Here is a 25,097-nt window from a genome sequence, read left to right as displayed (position 1 = left end):
TAAATGAGGAGGATTCTGTGCTTCAAGCAATACATACTACTGTCAAAGGTAGAGGTAGATATAGAATTGATGGTCTCTATCTTCACGAATCATTCAAACAGTATCTTGAACTATCAATTATCAAAATAACAGAGGTAATTTCTGTTAGTGCTAGTACATTAACTAGCAATATTTTGGTCATTTTCAACCCTGATATCAGCCATGCTCAAATCCAACAACTTATTGATAGAATAGTTGTAGATTATCCACAGCAGTCGAGGAAATATCAGCCCCAAAAAGTGCCCAAAACAGTAAATAATTCTAGTCAAATTGTAGCCCCAATTGAACCTCAAAAAATAGAAGATTGGCATCTAATTGAAGCTGATGCCGTTGTCCAGTCTTTGAACACCTCAAAAACTTCCGGCTTATCACACGAATCTGCTTTAGAAAACCTCAAAAAATACGGACAAAATCGTTTGCCTGAGTCAGCATCGCGTTCTGAACTCAGTATTTTTATTGAGCAGTTCAAGTCCCTACCAGTAGCCCTATTAACTGGTGCTGCCGTGCTGTCAACCGCAACAGGTGGCTGGATTGATGCTTTGGTAATTATGGGGGTTGTAGGCATTAATGCAGTGATTGGCTACTTTACGGAAAGTCAGTCGGAAAAGATTATCCATTCCCTGAAAAAACGCGATCGCCCATTAACTGTAGTCGTCAGAAATGGTAATATTACCGAGATAAATACCGAAGATATTGTCCCTGGAGATATTCTCATTCTCAAGCCGGGTAGCTATGTCTCCGCAGATGCCAGATTGATTGAGACGGAAAATTTAAGCATCGATGAATCGGCATTAACTGGTGAAAGTGTACCAGTAAACAAAACTATTAAATCCCTTTGTAGTCAAAATATTCCCCTAGTAGACCGAATAAACATGGTATACAAAGGTACTCTTGTTACTGGTGGACAAGGTATAGCTGTAGTCACGGGAACGGGTAAATTTACGGAATTGGGTAACATCCAACAACTGGTAGGAGAAGCAAGTGTCACCGATACTCCCTTGGCAAAACAATTGGATCAAGTTGGTAGCCAATTGGTTATGCTGAGTAGTGGTATTTGCGGAGTTGTGTTTCTGATTGGATTACTCCGGGGCTATCCTTGGCTGGTAATGTTGACAACATCCATATCCCTGGCTGTCGCCGCAGTGCCAGAGGGTTTACCGACAGTTGCTACAACTACCCTGGCTTTGGGGATTCGCGATATGCGACAACACCAAGTCCTGGTTCGCAGTTTGAATGCTGTCGAAGCGCTGGGTTCGGTACAGACAATTTGCTTGGACAAAACTGGGACAATTACAGAAAACCGCATGTCGGTTGTGGAAATACATACTGATTCCCAAGTAATTCAGCTATGTGACAGTCAATTTAGTCACGGAGACAAACTATTTCATCCCTACAGTTGCAAACAACTGATTCAACTGATGCATGTAGTGGTTCTTTGTAATGAAAGTGACGTGGTGCAGCAGTCAGATGGGGAATATGCAGTCAATGGTTCCGCCACCGAAAATGCTTTAATATATATGGCGATCGCAGCTGGGGTGGATGTAATTAATCTGCGGGAAAAATATCCCCTCCAAGAAATGAACCAGCGATCGGAAAATCGTAATATTATGAGTAGCCTTCATGGTACTAGCGACGAACAGATACTAGTGGCAGTGAAGGGAAGACCAACAGAAATTCTCCAACTCTGTAATTGGCGGATGCAAGCAGGAGAAATAGTTCCCCTTACAGAAGAGGATAAATTAGCAATTGAATTAGAAAATGAGCGCATGGCGGGTAAAGCATTACGTGTACTGGCAGCAGCTTATACTCATATTGATGGAGATAAAAGCAGAGAAAATACTGAACAAAACTTAACTTGGTTAGGTTTGGTGGGAATGACAGACCCAATTAGAAAAGGCGTTAAAGAGTTAATGGGTCAATTTCATCAAGCCGGAATTGATACCGTCATGATTACAGGAGATCAAACTCCCACCGCATTTGCGATCGCCAAAGAATTAGAATTAGCTAACCATAACCAGCTGCAAATCCTCGATGCTACGGATATGGTAAGTCTGAATTCGGAGACAAAAATAGCACTTTTTGACAAAGTAAATGTTTTCGCCCGGATTAGTCCCGCCAACAAACTCCAGATTGTTCAAGCATTACAGTCAGCAGGGCGAGTAGTAGCCATGACTGGTGATGGTATCAATGATGCCCCTGCCTTGAAAGCAGCGCAAGTAGGTGTGGCGATGGGTAACGGGGGAACGGATGCCGCGCGGGAGGTTGCAGACATCATCCTTGCCGATGACAACTTGGAAACCATGATTATTGCGGTGAGTCGGGGACGAACTATTTACAACAACATCAGAAAATCGGTACATTTTCTCCTCTCTACCAACCTCAGCGAAATCATGGTGATGCTAGCTGCCACAGCAATTGGTGTCGGACAACCGTTAAATGCCATTCAACTGCTGTGGTTGAACCTAGTTACAGATATCTTTCCTGGTTTAGCACTCGCATTAGAACCCAGCGAACCAGATGTATTAAGTAAACCACCCCGTCATCCTGACGAAGCGATCGTCAAAACCTCAGATTTTGGCAATATTGCCTTTGAGTCTGGCAGCATATCCTTGAGTAGTTTGGCAGCCTATGGTTACGGTATTAGCAAATATGGTATCGGCTCCCAAGCAAGTACCATTGCTTTTATGAGTTTAACAGTCGGACAACTTCTTCACGCCCTCAGTTGTCGATCGCAAAAATACACCATCTTTGATGTTGGACAACTGCCACAAAATCAATATTTAAATATCGCTATCTTTGGTTCCATTGGTTTGCAACTACTTTCTTTGGGGGTTCCTGGATTGCGAATGTTGTTAAGTTTAACCCCGATAAATTTTGCCGATAGCATTGTCATTAGTAGCAGCGCATTTTTACCTTTGCTAGTGAATGAAACCAGAAAGAAATTAAGTGCAGGTAGGTAAGAAAATATGAAAAAAGATTTTTTGTTTACTTCGGAATCTGTAACCGAGGGACATCCAGATAAACTTTGCGACAAAATCAGTGATGCAATTGTAGACCGCTTTCTGCTCCAAGACCCCTATGCGAGAATTATTACAGAATGTGCTGTGTCTACAGGTATTGTTTTTCTGGCAGCCAGATTTGAGCCAAATGCGAATGTGGATTTTACGAATATAGCCAGACAAGTAATCGATAAAGTTGGCTACAACCAAGCCGATTTTAATGGGAAAACCTGTAGTATTTTAACGAGTTTACAAGAATTACCACCCGCTAGCATTCATAACTTTGCAGAAATTGATGAAAAAAAATTAGCTGACGCAGAAATTGAGCAAATTACCGTCAGGGATCAAGTGACAGTGTTTGGATTTGCTTGCAAGCAAACTCCTATTTTGATGCCTTTACCTATTTATTTAGCCCATAAATTAGCAAGGCAATTGAGTGAGGTAAAATTGCAAAAAAAACTCAATTATTTATCCCCTGATGGTAAAACTCAAGTTGGAATTGAATATAAAAATCACAAACCATACAGAATTCACGGTATTTCCATTATCGCCAGTCAAAATAGTTGGGAAAAGCCTAATTTTCAGGAGCTTGACGATGATATTCGCGAAGCAGTAATTAAACCTATATTTTTACACGAGGACATCCAACCAGACAAAAACACCAGAATTTTTATTGACTTTGACGAACCATTTAATGTTGGTGGTCCTTCCATTCATTCTGGCTTAACAGGTCGAAAAAATGCCATTGATACCTATGGAGAATATTCCCGACATAGTGGTGCAGCCTTAAGCGGTAAAGACCCCAGTAGAATAGATAGAATCGGAGCCTATGCTGCTCGTTATGCCGCGAAAAACATCGTCGCCGCCGATGTAGCAGATGAATGCGAAGTTCAACTTAGCTATTCAATTGGATGTGCCAGACCTTTGAGTATTCAAGTGGAAACCTTTGGGACTGGGAAAATATCCGATGAAAAAATTGCCAAAATACTGGAAAAACATTTTGATTTCCGTTTAGCAGGAATTATCAAACAATTCAATTTGAGATTCTTACCTTCCCTACACAAAGGTAGTTTTTATGAAAAATTAGCAACCTACGGTCATGTAGGAAGGACAGATATGAGTTTACCCTGGGAAGTAACAGATAAGGTTGGTATTTTTTAGAGATATTTGGTTCATATTAGGTTCGGCTCAATAATGACGCTAAAACTGATGCCGAGAAAGTTAATAATTACTGAATTCGCTGGACTTGATATGACATCTACTATCTTTTCAATACATATGCCCAGTCTTGGACTGTGGGATTATTGTGAGGTAACTTTGCCAGTGCAACTTCAAAATTTTTGCGCGCTCCCGGTTCAATATCAAAACTATATCTCATTGACCTTAAAACCTCTCTCCGCAAAGCTTGAGATTGTCCGTCCAAAATATTAACTAAAAAGCGAGGGTTCTTGCCAGCCCACTTGACTAAAGCGACAGTTTGCGACTCTGCGAAAGCTCCATCTACAAACATTTTCACCAAACTCTCACCTGCACTCCGGTTTCCCTGTGTAGCTTGTTCACCTAACCTAGAAATTGTTTGCAGTGAAGTCTGAATATCTCGATTATGGACAGCGCAACAAATAGCAGTCCTGTTTTTGGCAACCCAACCTTGAATCGGAGAATTGATTTGCAACCAACCCGAACGCTCTTTTAATACCCGGATTTGAGTTCCATTTAGTAAACTGCGAACAATATTATTTGCTTTCACTTCAGGAGTCGATCGCACATTAATATATCCATCTGGATCGTCAATCACCACTTTCTGACAAGTAACTACTTGTGCCATTTTGTACTCATTATTATTTGTGGCGATCGCCAATGTTGGATATACTAAGCAGCTAGTGTAGATCAAAGTTGCTGTCGAAAAAATAGCAGCTACATTTTTAGGATTTAGAGTCAAGAATTTGTGCCAATTCATATAACTCTCCCTCTATAAATATTTAATCAAATGTTAATCAAGGTTTAATTAAGTGTTAATCATAATTTAGCAAATTTATTAAGATCGAGTTTAAAATCTCAAGTCGCTTAATTACATCAAGCCTTCTATATATCTCAATTTTACTTTATTTTTTGTTGATTTTAAGCATTAGGTTGGTTATTAAAAAAAATATATGTGTTTAAAATGCCTCTAGAAACTACTAAGTAAATAAACTGTGGTTTTAGTGATGTTATATTTAATACGCCGCAATAAAACGATAGAATTACATTTAGAAATAATTCCCTAAAGCCGGATTATTGTAATATTTTTTATCTAATTATTCTGGCAAGATGCGATACAATTTAATTGGAAAAAATAAGGAGGTGTAAAGCTTCTTATGACACTTAAATTTTTACCTGACTTTAAGGATTTAGCTGAAGACTTTGGTCTTCCCGGAATTGCAGCGATAGTGCTTCTACCTGTTTTAATTCCACTAGCAACAGGTGTCGGTAAGCCAATAGCCAAAGTAGCTATTAAAGGCGGAATCTTACTTGCTCAAAAGGGTAAAGCAGTTATCGCAGAAGTTGGCGAAAACTTTGAAGATATTATTGCAGAAGCAAAAGCAGAGCTTGCAGAAGCCAAAACTCATCAGTTAGAACCAACTCGACCTTAAATTATGACAAAAAGAAAAACCATGCTAAAGACTGCATATTGCATTGGAGAGGTTTGTGATTGTAAAAGTTTTGTTTGGGGATGGGTATTTTGCTCATCCTTTCTTTTTTGTGGAGAAAAATCATGAAACTACCATCTCTAGACAAATTACCTCTACCTGTACATATACAAGTTCTTAGCATTACCCCTGGTCGCATCCGCTTGAAAGTTTCCCACAAGCAGCGTCAACCGGAAATAATGGCAGAAATTGTCAGTGCATTAAAAGCTTTCTTTCCTCAGATTCAAGAAGTAAAAACTAATCCTCAAATCGGCAGCATCACCCTTTACTATGAAGGAGAAATTCATAGTTTTGCAGATATTCTGACTGAATTGAATGATTTCGGCATCATTGTTAATGACACATCATCAATTTCACCAGGAAAATCCCAGGCAGCAGCAGCCGTAACTAGTGCTATGGGTTATCTCAACCAACGAGTGAAACAAACAACAAACGATTATGTAGATTTACGGGTTTTGTTTTCGTCTTTTTTAGCTTTGTTGGCATTGCGGCAGTGGCTAGTCAAGGGACCTTCTTTAAAGGCAGCTCCCTGGTATGTTTTGGCATGGTATGCCTTTGATAGTTTTATGAAATTGAATAATAGTAGCGACGCGCCCACTCCAAAAAAAGATTGAATTGCCAGGATAGTTAATGTTAGCTTCTAAACACTTCCTTTTGGAAACCGCCGCCCAGCATCTAGTTAAACGAGTACCCCTAGCCCAAGTGGATGAAACTGTTGCTTCTATTCTTAGCCGCCTTACGGGCACAGCATTTGACTGTATCGAAGCTGTATATATAATTAATGATTCGGGGCATTTATGGGGATTTGTCCGCCTGTTAGATTTATTGGGTGCGCCACAAACTCAGATATTAGGCGACATCATGACCATTCAGCCACCAACAGCACATCCTGACGATGATCAAGAATATGTTGCCGGATTAGCGGTGAAATATGGGATGACAGCAGTACCAGTGGTGGATGGGGAAGGCAATTTTTTAGGAGTTGTTCCCCTCCAGTCCTTAATCACCATCTTAAGACGCGAGCATATTGAGGATTTAAACAGGCTTACAGGTATTGTTCATGACAACTCTCAAGCACGCCAAGCCTTGGAAGCTGCACCATTGAAACGCGCACAAGACCGTTTACCTTGGTTGTTAGTGGGGCTTTTGGGTAGTATCTTGGCAACCTTTGTAGTGTCTCGATTTGAGCAAACTCTCGAAGCCCGGATTTTTGTTGCCTTCTTTGTACCTGGAATCGTTTACCTAGCAGATGCGATCGGTACGCAAACAGAAGCGATTGTCGTGCGCGGACTATCATTTAACCACACAACCTCATTGCGGGGATTACTAATGGGGGAATTGTGGACTGGATTGCTGATTGGTATAGCCCTTGGTGGTTTGAGTTTTCCCCTGGTACTTGTCGCGTTTCATAATTTTTCCCTAGCTGTTGCTGTAGCATTAACTATTATTACTGCTGGGGGTATCGCTACCAGCATCGGTTTGCTCTTTCCTTGGCTACTTCAGCGTCTCGGTAAAGACCCTGCATTTGGTTCGGGACCTGTAGCGACAATTATTCAGGATGTTATGAGTTTATTGATTTATTTTGCGATCGTTCAAGTCATGGGAGTGTGAAAATTCGCCAGATTATAAATCTCAATTAAATTGCTAAAACTTAATATTGCCAAAAATTGAGTTTCCTTTTCTTTGCCTTGGGGAGCTGTTATACTCACTCTCCTGAGCCAACAAAATTTTTTGATGAATCGACTCAGAAATAGTTTCCTTCTATCGCTTTTGATCTTACAGTTTTGCTTGCTTCACCAATCCTCTAGTTAGCTGAGGGGAGAAGATATAACATGAGCAATTGGTATCAGTTAGATGCAACAAAGGTACTGGAACTACTAAGCAGCGATGCCGCTTTGGGACTGAGTACAACTGAAGCAAATCTGCGTTTAGAAAAATATGGCTTCAATGCCTTGATTGAGCCAGGAATCAAAAAGCCTTGGCAAATTTTATGGGAACAGCTAAGTGAAACTTTGGTATTGATCCTACTTGTTGCGGCAGCTGTTTCTGCTTTCCTGGGTGAATACAAAGATGGCTTAGGTATTATCGCGATTGTGGTGTTGATTGCAGTTTTGGGTTTTAGCCAAGAATATCAGGCACAAAAAGCGATCGCGACTCTGAAAAATCTATCTACACCCAATGTCAAAGTCAAACGCAATGGCAAAATTGAGGAAATTTCCGCCCGCTACCTAGTACCAGGAGATGTCATCTTACTCGAAGCGGAGGATATCGTACCCGCAGACTGTCGCATCTTGCAAAGCTTGGGTTTGCGAACCCAAGAAGCCGCCCTGACAGGGATGCCAGAGCCAGTGGACAAGGACTCGGAGAAAATTGCTCCAGAAGTAATCCTGGGGGAACGATGCAACATTGGTTACATGGGTACGGTTGTCACCTATGGACAAGGGGAAGCAGTGGTGACGGAAACCGCTATGGCTACAGAGTTGGGCAGCATTGCTCAGATGATTCACGCAGTGGAACCGGAGCCAACACCCTTGCAAAAACGTCTTGATGAATTAGGCAAAAACCTGGCAGTGGCTTCTCTGGGGCTTGTGGGGATAATTCTAATTCTCGGACTGCTGCGGGGAGAGGATATGAAATTAATGTTCCTTACTGCCATTACCTTGTTGGTAGCTGCTTTACCGGAAGGACTACCAGCTGTAGTGACAATTGCCCTCACCTTGGGAGCTAGGCAAATGCTGAAACGTAGGGCGCTAATTCGCAACTTACCAGCTGTCGAAACCCTGGGTTCTGTCACCACAATTTGCTCTGGAAAAACTGGTACTCTCACCGTGAATCGGATGACAGTGACGGTGTTAGATGTTGCTGGGCATCAGTTAAATTTAACTGCTGACATGCGCCTGGCATCACCGGACAATCGCCAGCCGACAGCATTGTCTTCACCCTTGGTAGACCCCAGCCAAGAACGACCATTTTTGTTAAGTCAACCTCCAGCCCTCGCCCTCTTGCTAGCAGGTGCGACTTTGTGTAATAACGCCCAGTTGGAAAGCGATCGCGAAGAACCCCGTTACTTCCGGGCAGTAGGTGATCCGAGTGACGGGGCTTTGGTAATGGCTGCGGCTCGTCAAGGACTGTGGAAGGCAGACTTGGAAACAGTTCTACCACGAATTGCAGAAATACCTTTTGATTCTAGACGGCAGCGAATGACCACCGTCCATCATTTTCCAGGGGAATTTTCTGCTATCCCTTGCGCCCTTGAAGTCCTCTGGTACTGGAACCGGGCTGTGGGAGAAGGTACTAGGATAGCTTTCTGTAAAGGTCGCGTAGCTAGCTTATTAGAGGTGTCCCAATCTGTTTGGGTCGATGGGGGTGCAAAACCTCTGGATGGAAACTGGCAAGAAAAAATTATGGTTGTCCAGCGCCAACTCGTACAACAGGGATTACGAGTGATGGGAGTGGCTTTTCGACTCTTGCCAGAATATCCAGATGATGGTTTCGAGGATTTGGAGCAGGATTTAACCTTTATTGGTTTATTGGGAATGACCGACCCTGCCAGACCGGAAGCAAGAGATGCTATCCTCACATGTAAAGCTGCTGGGATTCGTCCAGTTATGGTGACAGGCGACCATCCTCTCACTGCTTGGCATCTCGCCCGTGAATTAGATATTGCCAACGAACACCCCGTTCTGACGAGTGCAGACCTTGCCCACCTATCGATTGAACAAGTAAGAGAACTTGTGGGAGAAATTTCTGTTTACGCACGGGTTTCTCCACAAAATAAGTTTGATATTGTCCGAATTTTGCAGAGTCAACATCATGTTGTTGCTATGACTGGTGATGGTGTCAATGATGCACCTGCCCTCAAGGCGGCTGATATTGGTGTGGCAATGGGTATTAGTGGTACTGATGTCGCGAAAGATGCGGCTGATATGGTGCTGTTGGATGATAATTTTGCAACTATTGTGGCGGCGGTGAAAGAAGGGCGGGTGATTTACGACAATATCCGCAAGTTTATTAAGTATCTTTTGAGTAGTAATGTGGGTGAACTTTGGGTAATGTTACTAGCTCCATTGTTAGGAATGCCTTTACCACTATTACCCCTACAAATTCTCTGGGTAAATTTAGCCACTGATGGATTACCAGCCCTGGCTTTGGGTGTAGAGCCAGCAGAACGGGATACCATGAAGCGATCGCCCTATCCAGCAAATGAGGGTATTTTCAGCCGGGGGATGGGCAGAGATATTATTTGGATTGGATTGTTATTAGGTATGGTATCTATTTTGACGGGATATTGGTATTGGCGTAGTGCTAATCCTGCCTGGCAAACCATGTTGTTTACTACCCTCACGCTTTCCCAAATGGGTAATGCTTTAGCAATTCGTTCGGAACGGGATTCTTTGTTTCAATTGGGAGTGCTTTCCAATCTGCCGCTTTTAGCCGCAGTCTTACTAACTTTATTGTTGCAAATAGCAGTCATTTATCTTCCTTTCTTCCAGAATTTGTTTGCAACTGTAGCTCTATCTGCTAGTGATTTATTCATTTGTTTAGTGGTAAGTACGATTGTTTTTTGGGGTGTGGAATTGAAAAAGTGGCTGATGCATCACAAAAAGTTATGAATAAAAATAATCCAAATCCAAAAATATTTTCCTACAAAGTTTTAATTCCTCACAACTTCTTCAAATTTGATCAATACAATAACTGTTGAGATGAAAGAATGGTAAGCGTCTCTATAGTGGTTTTAATTTTAAAGTTGACTGAGTCTGGATACAGAGCTTATCCTCAACAGGAAATTTGATATTTTTAGAAATTTTTTCAATTTTTATCAAGATATATATACAGCATTTGACAAATAAATAAACTGACAGGAGAGGTTATGAACGAATCTTCTTTGCCAACTACAATAAACTCGATACATAATCAAGATGTGATTATACACGCCCAGGTAAAAGCTTTTTATTACGATGATTTTCTGGCATTGCGAAATATTAACCTACCAGTTTATAAAAACCAGATTACTGCTTTTATTGGTCCGAGTGGTTGCGGAAAAAGCACATTACTGAGGTGCTTAAATCGTTTGAATGAAATGAACTCAAAAACCCACTTAGATGGGCAAGTATTATTTCACGGTCGTGACATGTACCATCCCGACGAGGATGCAGTCAGACTTCGCTGGCAAATTGGTATGGTTTTTCAAAAACCAAATCCGTTTGTCAAATCCATCTATGAAAACATTGCCTTTGGCGCTCGCATTCGCGGCTACCAGGGTAATATGGATGAACTAGTCGAGCGATCGCTACGTCAAGCGGCTCTTTGGGATGAGGTTAAGGATAGGCTCAAAGAGAATGCTTGGGAACTCTCTGGCGGGCAGCAGCAAAGGTTATGTATTGCTAGAGCGATCGCAGTTCAACCGGAAATTATTTTAATGGATGAGCCTTGTTCTGCTCTCGATCCGGCTTCAACTAAGCAAATTGAAGAATTAATGCATGAACTTAAACACCAACATACGATTGTGATTGTCACCCATAATATGCAACAAGCAGCGCGGGTATCTGATATGACTGCCTTCTTCAATCTGGAAATGAAGGAGGGAAGTCGTACAGGAGAACTGGTAGAATACGATCGCAGTCCGATAATTTTTAACCAGCCGAAACTAGAAGTTACTTACCAATATGTTAAGGGTTGTTTTGGCTAGTAGTTTAGCAAAGCGAGCTTGCAGGAAGCAAAATCTGCCAGCCAATCTCAACCCCCAAATTTTAGTTTGGCGAACCACTAGTGCTAAGGGAAGAAGGAAAGATAAAAACATCTTTGCGATCTAGCAATGATAATTCCTGTTCTAATTTATCGCAAGCATCACGCACCAAACGCAAACCCTCTTCTTGGGAAAGTTCGGCAACTGTGGGACTAAATTTTTGGAGAATTTCCGTTTCGATAGTTGTGTAATTGTCTAATTTCTCCCTCATTTCTACCAAATATTTACCTTCTTTGCTACCTTCGATAATGGCAAACTCCAAAATCGAATCGAGATAACTCTTGACTTTTGGATGCTTCACGCCCTCAGTAGCAGCAGCATAGAGCAAGTCACCATTTAAATACTCAAAGTCTGGAACCCAAAGAGATTGCCCATCTAGCTCAAATACTTGCAGTCCTTTTGCTGGTCGAACTTTTAATTTTTCATAACGGACTCGACGAGCCGCATTTTCAATCAGTAGTATTACTGCTAAAATTACCGATGGATAGTTGCTATCTATACATCTAATTTCTACTGTGCCCAATTTATTTAACCTGATAGGGTTCCATGCAGATTTGAGTAGACTTCCTCCGCCATCGAAGAAGAGATGACGCTCCACCCCTGCTTTATCCATTGCTTCCAACCAAGCATAGAAACGGGCAAATTGCTGTTCTACCAAACCTTCGACGCAATGTGCATAGGGCATTAGTCCCCCCACTGGTTGTAGGTGGGTGTAAACTCCTTCCCAGCCAAATTTTTCACTGCCTCGGTAACGAATTGTGTGGGAAGCTAAACCAATTGCTTGACCTTCATAAAAAGGACATGCCCTTGCTAAAGATATCAATGCTGAATCTAGAGCAGTCGCTAGGTTATAGATATTTAACAATTCTTCCCTTTCGGCGACAGTTGAGTTGTAAGATACAGCAACGCGATCGCTAATTACTCCTGGTGATACTTCTAAATGGATGTGGGTGCCTGTACATTTGCCGGCATGTAAAAATCTTTCATAACCAACAGTCCGGGCTTGAATGTGATAATTTAGTTTGTCGCGGATCACTGGCATAATATGCAAGGGGTAGCTAGAAAGGGGGTAAAGTCGCAAACCCATTTTTTTCCCCGCAGTCACGGCTATTTGGAGATTTTGCAGATATTCCCTGGCTAATTCCATCCCAGATTTACATGGAGGGGTGTTAATTTCCACCATGCTTTTGACAAATTCCGTGACGAAATATTCTGGACTACGATTATTCTCCACAGCAATTTCATGGCAACATTGCAAAAACTCATCAGCACTTTCAGTCAATGCACCAGTTTCATCGACGATGAAAAACTCTTGTTCTAAGCCAATGCGACGTTTGAGAAAATTCATATTTACCCCCTCTCGAATTGTTTGCTTAATTTGGTTTATATACAAATATTTTGAGGAATTTGTGAAGGTTAAATAACTTCCAATACACTTCAGTTAAGCGTTAGCTATTAGTGGTTAGCTTTTAGCTTTTAGAATCAATAGCATATAGATGATTAAGTCTTATTCTTACCCTTTTCCTCCCTAACCTAACCGTATTGAAACAACTTCTTTCATCAATTCAGATATGTCTGTTATGAATATTTATAGATTCTCAATTTCCGCCTTAACTACACTAGGTTCATCTGTATGATGGATGCGAAAACCCAGTTTTTCACAAACTTTTTGCATGGCATAATTATCAGCCAGAATATCAGCTGTAATTTTGGTAATTTGCTCATCAACACTAACTTGTAGTAATCTACGCAATAACTCTGTTCCTAAACCCAGACATTGATAGCGATCGCTGACAACAATTGCAAATTCTGCTACCTTCAATCCGTGTAATTTACTTAATCTCCCCACTGCTAATATCTCCCCTGTATCTGTTTGTGGGTGTTTCAACTCTGCAATCAATGCCATTTCTCGGTCATAATCAATACAGCACATACGGGTTAAACGTTCATGGGCAACTCGCTGACTTAATTTAATCAGGTGGAAATAACGAAAATAAACGCTTTCCTCCGATAATGTTTTGTGAAATTGCACCATCAAGGGTTCATCTTCAGGGCGGATGGGGCGAATTGTCACCTGGGTGCCATTTTTCATCGTCCATTGTCCGACATATTGACTGGGATAAGGACGAATCGCTAATCTGGGTAAATCCTCTTTGTGTATGTTTGCGTCGTGGAGAATAATCCGCGCATCCAGTGCCAGGAAACCTTCCGCAGAAGCTAGCAAGGGGTTAATATCAATTTCCCGAATCCAACGTTGTTCGGCAACTAATTGGCTAAATACCACCATTAATTGTTCCAGAGCAGCCATATCAACACTTTTATTGCCGCGAACACCCTGAAGCGCCTGGTAAATTTGGGTTTGTTCCATCATCCGTCGTGCTAAAGTTGCATTGAGAGGCGGAAGTGCGATCGCGCGATCGTGAAATACTTCTACTAACTGTCCCCCAGCACCAAATAGCAACACTGCACCAAACTGCGAATCGATAGTGCTACCAATAATCAATTCATAACCATGCATTTTCACCATTGGTTGCACAGTCACACCTAAAAAATGCTCACTACCAGCCTTCTGACTCACCGATGCGGCAATATGACGATAGGCTTGACGTACTCCTTCCCCATCCTGGATATTTAGCTGGACACCGCCAACATCAGTTTTATGGGTAATTGTCTGCGAAAACAGCTTGACAACTACTGGAAAACCGATTTTTTCCGCACATGCAACAGCTTCATCTTCACTGTTGGCAACTGCCGTCGCCACAATCGGAATCCCATAAGCTGCTAAAATTTGTTTTGATTCCAACTCCGTGAGAATAGTTCGTCCTGCTTGTCTGGCAGCAGCAATTATTTGTTTCACAACAGCCTGCCCATTCTCAGCATCCCATTCCCGATTTCCTAACACTGGAGTTTCATAAATTCCCCTGAGGTTATAGTTATAACGCCACATATGCGTAAATACACGTGCAGCTTCATCGGGATAAGGATAAGTTGGAATCCGGTTGCGATTGAGAATTGCTTGACCTGCTGTTACCTCTGCTCCCCCCATCCAACTCGCAAAAATCGGCTTACTTTGTAGAGATTTGATTTTCGCCACCGAGTTTTTTAACTCCTCGGCAGTTTGAGTTGGGTTTGTCATTGCTTGCGGAGTCAAAATTACCAACAACCCATCACTATTGACATCATTAGCAATCACCTCAAGTGTCTTTGCATACCTTTGTGGGTCAGCATCACCCAGAATATCAATTGGGTTGCTGTGGCTCCAATGTACTGGGAGAAATTGATTGAGGGATGTGTGAGTTTCTGCTGATATGGGTGCTAATTCGCCGCCCGTAGCAATCAGGGCATCAGTAGCCAGAACCCCAGGACCACCTGCATTGGTGATAATTGTTAGCCGTGAACCTTGAGGACGGGGTTGTTTTGCCAAAACTTCCGCCATATCAAACAAGTCTGCAATACTCTCAACCCGCAATACCCCACAACGCCGGAAAGCCGCATCAAGAACCTCATCACTACCAGTAAGTGCCCCCGTGTGGGAATTTGCTGCCTGGGCTGCGGCTTCAGTCCGCCCAGCTTTAATGACAATAATTGGTTTCGTTAGCGCCACTTCCCGCGCTGCTGAGAGAAACGATCGCGCATTACCAATTGACTCCATGTAAATCACAATACTTTGTGTCTGCGGGTCATCACCAAGATAGTAAATTAAATCGCCCCAACCCACATCCAACATAGAACCAATGGAAACAAAAGCACTAAAACCGACATTTTCCTGAAAACTCCAATCGAGAATCGCCGTACAAAGCGCACCACTTTGACTAATAAAAGCGACATTCCCCGGACGAGCCACAGCACTCGCAAAAGTGGCATTCAAACCGATACGCGGACTCATCACACCCAAACAATTAGGTCCAATAATTCGCAGGTTGCCACGACGAGCCTGTTGCAAAATTTCCCGTTCTAACTCCACACCCTCAGCACCAGATTCTTTGAAACCAGCACTGAGAATAATTGCTCCCTTCACCCCAAAATCAACACAGTCACTAATAATTTGGGGAACTGTTGCTGCTGGTGTGGCAATAATGACTAAATCAATTGATTCGGGGACAGCAAAAATACTCGGATAAGCTTTGATACCTAATATACTGTGTCGCTTCGGATTTACAGGGTAAACGGTTCCACCAAAAGGATTGCTAATCAAATTCCATAGCACCGTGCGTCCCACACTACCGGGTTTTTCGCTCGCGCCAATCACCGCCACACTCTTCGGTGCAAAGATGGCATCCAGAGGATTAAGATTCTCAGTTCGCAAGATATCATAAGCGCGATCGATAATTGGTTCCACAGGCTTGGGCATGGTTTGTAACCTTCTTTGGATGGCTAATTATTCATATCCCCGACTTCCACCATAGGAGAAATCGGGGTTTGATTTACGAAACAGCTAAAGTAGCTAATTCCAATTCCTTACCTTGTCTAATCTCGCAATAGGGTTGTTGGCATTCCGGGCATTGATAGAGCGAATTAATCGGTTTAAACTCAATATTACAATTAGAACAGTAACAAACTGTGGGTACATAGTTAATTTGGAGTTGTGCCATTTCCGCAATAGTCCCTTTTTTCACAACCTCAAAGGCTTGCTCCAAAGACTCCTTGGCAACATCAGCAGCCTCACCAAGACGCATTTCCACCAGATAAATGTGATGAGCGCCTTCTTGGGTAGCACGTTCGACAGCAGAGTCTAAAATATTTCGCATTAATCCAACTTCATTCATATATTTGCACCTTTGTCAATAATTTTGGTTATTTTTTCCAGCGCGATCGCAACTCCTCTTTCTCCAATTAGTGATAGATTTTCACCCAGTTCAAAATTCACTCCTGGCACTGTCACCAGCCGACTAGGGGGATAATGTCCGTAAATCGCTTGGGTGAGAGCTAACAGCGATTCGGGATTAGTAATATGTCCGGTGATAATTTTGTTGTTGCTAGGTTCCAACCGGTGTACTTGGACATCAGGTGGGCTGTTTTCTGGGCTATTTGATAAGTATTGTTCACCACTTTCCGAACTGATATAGGCATCCACAAAAATCACTAAATCAGCAGTAATTAAAGTTTCGGCGAGTTCAGGAGTAAGTTGGTGGACAGCAACAGACTTGACGTGAGTGAGATGTAAGCTATTGGCGACTCGTTGCCCAATGCCATCATCACTCCGCAAAGTATTGCCGTAGCCAATTACCACTACATTACCCATTTTTGTCAACTTTGTGATTGAGTACAACACCACTTTTACTTAGAAGTTAAGCAAAAAAAATGAGGAACTTGTGAGGAATGGAATATTTGCTGAAAATACTGCTTTTTCAGTTGATGTATCGAAAAAACCAAGACTTGGGAGAAGTTGGGGGGAAGATTTTCTTCCCCAAACCCCCGATTGGGAAAAGTTGACGGGGAGATGTTCTTCCCGTCAAACTTTGGACGGCTGCGTCCCCCAAGCCCCCTCCAGAAAGTTGATTCGTTTAAATTGGGGATTAATTTTTTAGAATTGATTCTCAAATATTTTCTTAACTGAAGTTCTGTCTAAAATTTAAAATTACTTTGATTTTCTGCCAGCAAAATATCTAATTCCTGCTGCATCTTGCTAACTACTAGCTCATAGCAATAATTAACATAACCTCTATCCATCGCCGCCTCATTCCCATATCTTTCAAAGACGATCGCCTGACAAACTCTAGTGTGAATAGTTACAGGCAAAGGAATATTCGGTAGAGGACCGATAGATAATCCCCAAGGTAAACCTAAATATATGGGGAATACTTCCGGGTCAATTCCCATCAACCAGGGCATTCCCCACTGGTGGAATTGCTGTAATAGGGGGTATAAATCTGTCAACACAAAGAAGGTGTCGTGAGCGCCTGCGGAGATGACGGGGACAATGGGGACATGGGCACGCAATGCCAGTTTGATAAATCCCTGTCTACCAGCGAAATATATTTTATTACTCAGGGAATGGGGGCGAAATAAATCCTGTGCCCCACCTGGATATACTAGTAAACTCGCATCACGGCGTAGGGCGGCGGCAGCCATTTTCGGATGAGCAATGATTGCCCCTGTTTTGGCGGCAAACTCAGCTAATTCTGGACTTACCCGCCAAGCTTTGGGATGCATTAACCCATAAATTGGACGTTCGACACCAAACCGAGAAAACCAGTCATACATCATCATGTGCATGTCTGGGGAAGCCATACCACCATTATGGGAACCGACAAGTAAAACTTTTTCATTTGCTGGTATATTTTCCCAACCACTTGTTTGCACGCGGAAGTAATAGCGATAAGCAAACTCCCAGAAAGGCATTAGCGACTGAATAAAATTGCGATCGCGTTTTTCTAAGGACCATCCCAGTTTAGTTTTTACGGTTTGTTGCGGTTCGGACATTCAAGCAAGTTTCCCAAAAAGCAGATGTGCTATTACTTATATTGAATGTCTCCATCAGAATTAGCAATATAACTTAAGCTTGAGTTTCCTTAACTAAGGCATCTAACTCTTGCTGCATCTGATTTACAACCATCTGATAACATGTATTTACATAAGCGCGATCGCTTGCTGCGGCTTCTCCATATTCTGGAAATGCGATCGCTCGACAAACTCTAGTATGAATAGTTACAGGCAAGGGAATGTTCGGTAAAGGACCTATAGATAACCCCCAAGGTAAACCTAAATATATGGGGAATAATTCCGGGTCAATCCCCATTAACCAGGGCATTCCCCACTGGTGCAATTGCTTAAATAAGGGGTATAAATCTGTCAAGACAAAGAGCGTGTCGTGAGCACCTGTAGAAATTACGGGAATAATTGGTACTTTTTCTCGCAATGCTAACTTAATAAAACCCTGTCGTCCGGCGAAATGAATTTGATGGCGCATTGAATAGGGACGAAATACATCTTGAGCACCGCCAGGATAAACCAAGACACTTGCCCCACTACGCAGTGCGGCACTTGCCATTTTTGGATGTGCGGCAATTGCTCCGACTTTGACAACTAACTCAGCTAATTCTGGGCTGACTTGCCATACTTTTGGATGCATTAACCCGTAAACTGGTCGTTCTAGCCCAAATCGATGAAACCAGTCATACATCATCATAATCATATCTGGAGCCGCCAGTCCGCCGTTGTGGGTGCCTACCAGTAAAACTTTTTCATCAGGGATATGATGCCAGCCACTTGTTTGGACACGGAAATAGTAGTGATATAGTAAACTCCAGATTGGCATTAGCGACTTGATAGAATTGCGATCGCGTTTATCTAACGACCATCCTGGTTTGGTTGTATATTGTGCTTGTAGCTCGGACATGAATGCATTTTTCCCAAAATTGCAATGGTGTTCCTATGATTTAGGGTTCCCAATGGCAATTATTAATCATCGCCGCCGGAAAGTTGTATAGAAAGTTGTACTTTTTGGATGATTCGGAAATTTACACCAACAATAATCACATCTTTTCGGCTAATCAGTGACAATAAAAATTTCCCCACGTCTCCGCGTCTCTAAGTCTCCGTGTCAGTCTTAATAATTAAGTCAATATCACACAATATCTCCTCGCCCTATCCCCAAAGTCTTCTTCCAGCTTTCCCTTGTAATCTCTCATGAGCATCATTTAACAAAGCCGGAATATCTAAATTTTCGGGACATTTTGGCAAACAATCACCGCATTCTGTACAGCGATTACCTTTCATTCCCGGAAACCAATGTCCGGCATTTTCAAACATGCCGTAACGATATTGCCCATAATCTGTCATCTCATAGGCAACAGCAAGATTTCGTAATCGTAATACTTCCGGAATCTGAATATTTTCTGGACAAGGCAGACAAGCATAGCACTGGCTACATTTTTCAGTCCCTAAAGCTAAGTTTTGCTGCTGTTCCAACTTTGCAAAGGCGATCGCTTCTGCCTGAGTCAATTCTCCCCCATTATCTGCCACTTGTAACGGTGCAATTAATTCTTCAGGATTCGCTGCACCGACACTCAAAGTTGTTATCCGCCCATCGCTGAGTAAAAAACGATAACTTAACGCTAGCGGTGAAAAAGGCTGGCAAAGTTCTTGCAGCTTTGTGGGTGGAGTGTATAATTTTCCACCCTTGTCGGCTGGTGAAATAATAAATATGCCCATATCTTTCTCTGTCGCCCGTTGAATTGCTAGGGCATTTCGCTGGTGAAAATAGTAATAATGCAGATTGACAAATTCAAACAAATCTGCATCCATCGCCGCTAAAATCAATTCGAGGGAACCGTGGGTAGAAAAACCAACATGACGCACTTTCCCCTCAGCAACAGCTTCCCTAACAGCTTGCATACAGCCATCTTCTGACTTTACCCAGTCGAGATGTTCCCAAGTATTTAAACCGTGAATCCCCAAACAATCCAGATAATCTAGATTTAACCGTGCTAAAGATTCATGAATATACCGACGCATAGTTTCCGCATCCGGTGTTGGTGGAATTTTGGTGGTGATGTAAATCTGGGAACGACACACCGATAGCCCAGATGTCACCGCACCACCCAAATACTCTTCACTATTCCCGTATCCCCTGGCAGTTTCGATATGATTTATACCCAGCGCGATCGCTTGAAAAATTGTTTGCTGGGCAATTTCCTCTGAACCCAAGTAACGCATGGTTCCCAAGGAAAAAACAGACAAATTGAGATTGGTTTTCCCAAAGCGTCGATATAACATTTTGGTCTTTAGATTTGAGATTGTATACTCTAGACTGTAGACTGTTGCTTAATTAACCTTTACCTTAGCCCAATCCAAAATCCAAAATTTCCAATCTCCAATCCTTAACTGTCTGTACCGAAGCGTTTGATTAAGTCTTCAGGTCTGAGGTTGGAGATAAATTCACGGAAAGCTTCTTGTTCCGCTTCATCGGCATCTCTATCTACGGGTATTGATGCATCCGCTATTACCTCTTCCATCACCCATATTGGCGTATTTGTACGTAGAGCAACAGCGATCGCATCACTAGGACGTGCATCGATTTCCTTTTTATTTTCTCCCTGCTGCAAAATTAAAGCCGCGTAAAACGTATCTTTTTGCAGCGAGTGGATAATTACCTTTTCTAACGTCATATTCCATGCTTCCAGAATATTGACTATTAGATCATGGGTGAGGGGACGAGGAGGCTTTTGGTTCTCCAACGCGCCCATAATTGCTTTTGCCTGTTCTTGACCTATGTAAATCGGCAAAGCACGACGTTCGGTGCTGTCTTTGAGTAGCACTATCGGGCTGCGGGTCATCGCATCTAATGCTATACCAGCGACTCTCATTTCAATCATTGGTTAAGCCTCTACAATCATGATGAATGCTAGAAGTGTATGTAACAAATCACACCTATAAAAAGGTAAGATTAAGATTGACATAAACATTAGTCTTTACTCGCTATAATTGCTTCTATTAAACTCCCTATTTGTGATGAATGCCAGAGTAAGTTAAGTCATTTGATTTTGACCAGAATCTACTTACCCAAGTATGCCTTGAATTTACTATTCATGTATTGATATCTCTATACAAATTAAAGTCAGAAATTATACTGAAATAGTGGGAAAGCAAGGGACTAAATACTGGGAAAATAATTGCTGTTTATCAAGTGCCTCCTGTGGAGAATCGCGTTGCCAATAGGGAATAAATCAAGCTAAATAAAACAAAAGCTGTGTTTACAGGATTAATTCAAGCACTAGGAACAATGAAACCCTTAGGAGGGGATAGTTGGCAAATTTCATTTATCAGCCATTCGTTAGATGTTATTTTACAAGATTTAGCATATGGCGATAGTGTAGCAGTTGATGGAGTATGTTTGACGGTCGAAAAAATATTAAATAATGGATTTGTGGCGACAGCTTCTCCGGAAACGTTGCGAAAAACAACTTTAGGACAGGAGTCAATGCAAACCCGATACGTCAATCTCGAAACCTCGCTGCGGGTTGGTAGTAAAATTGGCGGACATTTTGTTATGGGACATGTTGACGGGATTGGGGAGTTGGTGTCAGCACAACAAACTGCGACTTCTTGGGAAATGACTTTTTCGGCTCCCAGTCATGTGGCTCGGTACATAGTCCCTAAAGGTAGTATTGCCATTAATGGTATTAGTCTAACTGTTGCGGAGTACAACCCTGAGGCGATGCAGTTTCAAGTTGCCGTGATTCCGCTTACCTATGCGGAAACGAATCTCAGTCAACTCATACCTGGCAATTCGGTAAATCTTGAGGGGGATATTCTGGGTAAGTACGTCGAAAAATTCTTGACTTCTGGCAATCCACAGCGAAATGTAGATGAAGGAAATGCTATCACACCCGCTTTTCTGGCGGAAAACGGGTACTTATAAAAGGGATAGGACAGGGGAAAGTTCCCTTGTCCCGATTTCCTAATTACTTGGTTGTTGTGGTACTTGTGGTAGTCGTGCAGTTTGTATGCTTTGCATTAGCTGCGCCAGAGCATACTGTAAATGCACACCAGGGTCAGTAGCTACCCATCCATTTGGTGTTAACTGGCGCACTTCAAAGTGGAGGTGAGGTCCAGTAGAATTACCAGTGCTACCCACTAGTCCAATGACAGTTCCTTGCTGTACCCATTGACCTGGCTGGACATAGATTTGCGACATGTGCCCATAAAGGGTTTGTAGGGCGTTGCTATGGTTGACTACAACCGTTAAACCGTAGCCACCAACAAAATCAGCAACTTCAATTTGACCTGTATAGGCTGCTAGGACTGGTGTGCCCATTGCTGCACCAATGTCAGTGCCACTGTGGAATCTTCTATCTCCGGTAATTGGGTGTGTTCTCCAACCAAATATGGAAGTAATTGGTGAGGGAACTGATACGGGGAAAATAAATCCACTGGGATTGTAAGCTAATCCCCCTGTGTAGTTGACACGGGGTAAAGTCGATTCTAAAGGAATGTTGTAAGCGACTTTACTGGCACGGGGTGTGACATTTGCGGCTGTCATTGGTGAGGGTAAAGTCCCGGCACTGCCTGTGGGTGTTGCACTTAGAGTTGTGTCTTGGGGAATAAAGCTACTGGGGGCGGGAATAAAGCGATTGGGGTGATAGGTATTTTTATTGGATGATGCAACTAAATTCCCTGTATTGATGATGCGATTAACACTGCGATTGTTCTCAGAGGTTGGCACATCGCTAGCTGCGGCGATTCGTGAAGCTCTCCAACCACTATTATTTTCCCTGGTGGCGGTTCGTTTTGTGGGAATTGCACTGGCGACATCACTCTGACTCTTACGAATCCAGCTTGGGGCAGTCGCGGAAGTGCGATCGCTTCTAGATATTGCTAAACGCTCGGCGAGGGAAGGGGTAATGGGTGTGTTGACGCAATTACCGGAAATATTATCACCTGTGCCAATTACCGCACGGCAACCGTTAGAGCGATTTGTCAGGATGACGCTACTGGGGATGCTATTTGCTGATTCGTTGGGGTTAGTGTTGGCTGTGTTGTAATTGGTGGGGTCGATGTAGGCGTTATTATAGTCTTTGGTTTTACTGTCTGTATTGTCGATATTTACAGGTTGACTTGGCTGTGCTAGGGCAGGTAATTTATTGGGTGCGATGCGGACAACAGGTTTCTCTGCTCGATTTTGTACACTTGGTTGCGAAGTAACTTCTACCTGTTTTTTTTCAGAGCGATCGCTAGGAGTTACAACTGGATTGCGGCGAGATTCAGCAACTTTTGCTCTTAATTTTCTCACGACTGGAACAGTTGCGGCTTCCGAATTTTGTTGATTGCGAACTTTCCGGGCTGGTTCGGCAGATTGGGAAGCAACATCACGTTGCAAACGCTGTTTCAGTCGGGTACGGCGCGAAGAAAATTCAACCTGTGGCGATTCGCTCGCGGTTTTGGGTGTATTTTCCGTAGGAACTATATTGTCGATCGCGGACTCTGTTTGAGCCAGCACCAAGCCACTACTCATTAAACTCAAGCTACTCAGCCAACAGAGGCTTTGTGCGGGCAGAGAGCGCTGCCACGATTGATTGTGCGATCGATTGGCATCTTTCCGGGCAGAATGTTTGCGCTGCGTCATGGGTTCTGGTGGATTTTACTGTAAGATAACTGGCAAATTTAATTAGAGGAATTACTGTAGCCCAGACTGATTGTACCTGGTTGTAAATAAAAATCCGGTGTTCTTACCGATTTTGATTCGGAATTTTCCATGCGAACATGGAGACATCCAGAAGAAGTAACGCCGATTACAGTACCTAGAAGGTTTTCTACGTATACGCTATTGCCGATATTCGTTAAAAGATTGGTGTATCTCGGTAAAAGTATATCAACTCCTTTTTCTAAAAGACATTCAATACCGGATTCTATACCAAGTAAGACCTGAGTGGCGAGGTTTTCTAAGTTGGCAATTCCGGTAAGCTGATGCAGTTTTTGCCAAGATTGCAAATTAATCCCTGTTTCTGGTACTGGATTTGACCAGTTGATGCCAACGCCAATCACTGCTCGGTTGATTTTGTTGCCGCTAATTTTGGTTTCGGTGAGGATTCCACCCAATTTACGCTGATTCAAAATTAAGTCATTGGGCCATTTGATGCCGACAGGAATGTCGCACTTTTGTAATTGTCTAGTAATTCCCCAGGCAGTTGCAAAGGTTAGCTGATAACTATTTATAACATCGAAGTTCAGTGTAATTGCAGTTGATATATATAATCCTCCTCTCTGCGAAAGCCATTGACGACCCCATTGTCCCCGCCCTGCGGTTTGTTCTGTCGCAATTACTACTGTTCCTGATGTTGCGCCGTTTTGTAGTAATTCCCACAGAGTTTGGTTTGTGGAGTTGACAGTTTCGTAGAGATGTAGCGAAAAGGGCAAATAAGCTTGTTGACGAGCAGTATTTAAAGCAGTTTCTATTTTTTCTTGTTCGAGTCTCACAGGATTTAACACAGATTTACGCTGTTAAGTTTAGCTTGAAATTGGGGAGTGGGGTATATACCAATTCTCCAAAAGCAAGCAACAGATGGTGACGGGGAGATGGGGAGACGGGGAGATGGGGAGATAGGGAGACGGGGAGACGGGGAGATGGGGAGACGGGGAGATGGGGAGATGGGGAGATAGGGAGATGGGGAGATGGGGAGATGGGGAGATTTATTTTATGTGTTGCCAGATTTTGGAGAAACGATATTACTCATTATGATTAATTCCGTTTAGATAAATAGTTAGTCAAAATCAACTATTTAATCAGCTTCGGACTAGCCCTTTCCAGGTGCTAGTTAAAAAGCATGATTTGACGTTGCTCAAAATTTTTCGTGAAGCCGAGAAAACCGGTTTCTTTCGACTCAAGACAAAAATCTTTCGTATATCAACTGAAGAAACCGGGTTTCAGTCGTTAGTCGCTACTCACCTGTTTTTCCTGATTTCGACTTACTCAACAAAAACCACCATATTTCCACACCAATTAACCCTAAACCAAAAGTTGTCACTGCGACTTTTCCCCACAACGGCTGTTCAATCCGTTGAAACTCACTTTTGGGTGATATCTCAGATTTATGGGTGGTATGGGGTGTTTGTGCAACTGTTCTGTAATTATGAATACCGAACAATAACGCTAAACTGACAAGCACAGCCATAATTACCTTGTTC

At 42.6% G+C, this 25,097-nt stretch carries 22 protein-coding genes; 10 read left to right on the top strand and 12 right to left on the bottom strand.

Annotation, left to right across the window (positions count from 1 at the left end):
• The first annotated feature begins 17 nt into the window (after positions 1-17).
• Both VB733_RS16560 and metK read left to right on the top strand, forming a co-directional pair.
• Positions 18-2,999, top strand: coding sequence for an HAD-IC family P-type ATPase (locus tag VB733_RS16560; RefSeq protein ID WP_323341160.1), 2,982 nt, complete (start codon positions 18-20; stop codon positions 2,997-2,999).
• 6 nt (positions 3,000-3,005) lie between these two features.
• Positions 3,006-4,199, top strand: coding sequence for a methionine adenosyltransferase (gene metK / locus VB733_RS16555; protein WP_323341159.1), 1,194 nt, complete (start codon positions 3,006-3,008; stop codon positions 4,197-4,199).
• A 100-nt stretch (positions 4,200-4,299) separates the two neighbouring features.
• Here the strand turns inward: metK and VB733_RS16550 are convergent, their stop codons facing one another.
• Positions 4,300-4,995 carry an SH3 domain-containing protein gene (locus VB733_RS16550; RefSeq protein WP_323341158.1) on the bottom strand — a complete coding sequence of 232 codons (696 nt, stop codon included), beginning with the start codon at positions 4,993-4,995 and terminating at the stop codon, positions 4,300-4,302.
• Positions 4,996-5,392: 397 nt separating this feature from the next.
• Here VB733_RS16550 and VB733_RS16545 point away from each other — a divergent pair, with 397 nt between their 5' ends.
• The 5 genes from VB733_RS16545 (at position 5,393) to pstB (ending at position 11,414) form a co-directional block, all read left to right on the top strand.
• Positions 5,393-5,668 carry a DUF5132 domain-containing protein gene (locus tag VB733_RS16545; protein WP_323341157.1) on the top strand — a complete coding sequence of 92 codons (276 nt, stop codon included), beginning with the start codon at positions 5,393-5,395 and terminating at the stop codon, positions 5,666-5,668.
• A 122-nt stretch (positions 5,669-5,790) separates the two neighbouring features.
• Positions 5,791-6,339 (top strand): HMA2 domain-containing protein, encoded by a 549-nt coding sequence (locus tag VB733_RS16540; RefSeq protein ID WP_323341156.1) that lies wholly within the window; start codon positions 5,791-5,793, stop codon positions 6,337-6,339.
• A gap of 16 nt (positions 6,340-6,355) precedes the next feature.
• Positions 6,356-7,336, top strand: coding sequence for a magnesium transporter (locus VB733_RS16535; protein WP_323341155.1), 981 nt, complete (start codon positions 6,356-6,358; stop codon positions 7,334-7,336).
• Between the two features lie 221 nt (positions 7,337-7,557).
• Complete coding sequence (locus tag VB733_RS16530) at positions 7,558-10,338, top strand: cation-translocating P-type ATPase (RefSeq protein WP_323341154.1); 2,781 nt, start codon at positions 7,558-7,560, stop codon at positions 10,336-10,338.
• A gap of 272 nt (positions 10,339-10,610) precedes the next feature.
• Complete coding sequence (pstB, locus tag VB733_RS16525) at positions 10,611-11,414, top strand: phosphate ABC transporter ATP-binding protein PstB (protein ID WP_323341197.1); 804 nt, start codon at positions 10,611-10,613, stop codon at positions 11,412-11,414.
• Positions 11,415-11,475: 61 nt separating this feature from the next.
• Here the strand turns inward: pstB and VB733_RS16520 are convergent, their stop codons facing one another.
• From VB733_RS16520 to VB733_RS16505, 4 genes are all read right to left on the bottom strand, one after another.
• The gene (locus VB733_RS16520) at positions 11,476-12,819 is read right to left on the bottom strand and encodes a glutamate-cysteine ligase family protein (protein ID WP_323341153.1); all 1,344 of its coding nucleotides are present in this window, start codon (positions 12,817-12,819) and stop codon (positions 11,476-11,478) included.
• Between the two features lie 240 nt (positions 12,820-13,059).
• A complete protein-coding gene (locus VB733_RS16515; protein WP_323341152.1) occupies positions 13,060-15,822 on the bottom strand; it encodes a bifunctional acetate--CoA ligase family protein/GNAT family N-acetyltransferase in 2,763 nt (920 codons plus the stop codon).
• Positions 15,823-15,895: 73 nt separating this feature from the next.
• The gene (gene hypA / locus VB733_RS16510; protein ID WP_323341151.1) at positions 15,896-16,237 is read right to left on the bottom strand and encodes a hydrogenase maturation nickel metallochaperone HypA; all 342 of its coding nucleotides are present in this window, start codon (positions 16,235-16,237) and stop codon (positions 15,896-15,898) included.
• Positions 16,234-16,713 (bottom strand): hydrogenase maturation protease, encoded by a 480-nt coding sequence (locus tag VB733_RS16505; protein ID WP_323341196.1) that lies wholly within the window; start codon positions 16,711-16,713, stop codon positions 16,234-16,236. Before VB733_RS16505 ends, hypA begins: the two co-directional genes overlap by 4 nt.
• Before the next feature lie 70 nt (positions 16,714-16,783).
• Between VB733_RS16505 and VB733_RS16500 the strand changes: the two genes are divergently transcribed.
• Positions 16,784-16,999: a hypothetical protein gene (locus VB733_RS16500; protein ID WP_323341150.1), complete on the top strand. Its 216-nt coding sequence runs from the start codon at positions 16,784-16,786 to the stop codon at positions 16,997-16,999.
• A gap of 37 nt (positions 17,000-17,036) precedes the next feature.
• On the opposite strand, the gene VB733_RS16495 is transcribed toward VB733_RS16500, so the two are convergent.
• From VB733_RS16495 to VB733_RS16480, 4 genes are all read right to left on the bottom strand, one after another.
• Positions 17,037-17,894 carry a lysophospholipid acyltransferase family protein gene (locus tag VB733_RS16495; protein ID WP_323341149.1) on the bottom strand — a complete coding sequence of 286 codons (858 nt, stop codon included), beginning with the start codon at positions 17,892-17,894 and terminating at the stop codon, positions 17,037-17,039.
• A 73-nt stretch (positions 17,895-17,967) separates the two neighbouring features.
• Positions 17,968-18,810 carry a lysophospholipid acyltransferase family protein gene (locus tag VB733_RS16490; protein WP_323341148.1) on the bottom strand — a complete coding sequence of 281 codons (843 nt, stop codon included), beginning with the start codon at positions 18,808-18,810 and terminating at the stop codon, positions 17,968-17,970.
• Positions 18,811-19,058: 248 nt separating this feature from the next.
• Entirely contained in the window at positions 19,059-20,189 is a 1,131-nt protein-coding gene (locus tag VB733_RS16485) for an aldo/keto reductase (RefSeq protein ID WP_323341147.1), read from the bottom strand.
• Positions 20,190-20,293: 104 nt separating this feature from the next.
• Positions 20,294-20,788: a bifunctional nuclease family protein gene (locus VB733_RS16480; RefSeq protein ID WP_096617146.1), complete on the bottom strand. Its 495-nt coding sequence runs from the start codon at positions 20,786-20,788 to the stop codon at positions 20,294-20,296.
• Between the two features lie 374 nt (positions 20,789-21,162).
• Between VB733_RS16480 and VB733_RS16475 the strand changes: the two genes are divergently transcribed.
• On the top strand, positions 21,163-21,834 hold the full coding sequence (locus VB733_RS16475; protein WP_323341146.1) for a riboflavin synthase: 672 nt from the start codon (positions 21,163-21,165) through the stop codon (positions 21,832-21,834).
• A gap of 39 nt (positions 21,835-21,873) precedes the next feature.
• On the opposite strand, the gene VB733_RS16470 is transcribed toward VB733_RS16475, so the two are convergent.
• Together VB733_RS16470 and VB733_RS16465 are read right to left on the bottom strand one after the other, a co-directional pair.
• On the bottom strand, positions 21,874-23,538 hold the full coding sequence (locus VB733_RS16470; protein ID WP_323341145.1) for a M23 family metallopeptidase: 1,665 nt from the start codon (positions 23,536-23,538) through the stop codon (positions 21,874-21,876).
• Positions 23,539-23,576: 38 nt separating this feature from the next.
• Complete coding sequence (locus tag VB733_RS16465) at positions 23,577-24,389, bottom strand: biotin--[acetyl-CoA-carboxylase] ligase (RefSeq protein ID WP_323341144.1); 813 nt, start codon at positions 24,387-24,389, stop codon at positions 23,577-23,579.
• A gap of 48 nt (positions 24,390-24,437) precedes the next feature.
• Between VB733_RS16465 and VB733_RS16460 the strand changes: the two genes are divergently transcribed.
• Complete coding sequence (locus VB733_RS16460) at positions 24,438-24,572, top strand: hypothetical protein (protein ID WP_323341143.1); 135 nt, start codon at positions 24,438-24,440, stop codon at positions 24,570-24,572.
• Between the two features lie 278 nt (positions 24,573-24,850).
• On the opposite strand, the gene VB733_RS16455 is transcribed toward VB733_RS16460, so the two are convergent.
• Entirely contained in the window at positions 24,851-25,084 is a 234-nt protein-coding gene (locus VB733_RS16455) for a hypothetical protein (protein ID WP_323341142.1), read from the bottom strand.
• Positions 25,085-25,097: the final 13 nt, after the last annotated feature.

Source organism: Calothrix sp. UHCC 0171 (assembly GCF_034931845.1).
Classification (GTDB): domain Bacteria; phylum Cyanobacteriota; class Cyanobacteriia; order Cyanobacteriales; family Nostocaceae; genus Brunnivagina.
This window is presented reverse-complemented; position numbering and strand designations above follow the sequence as displayed.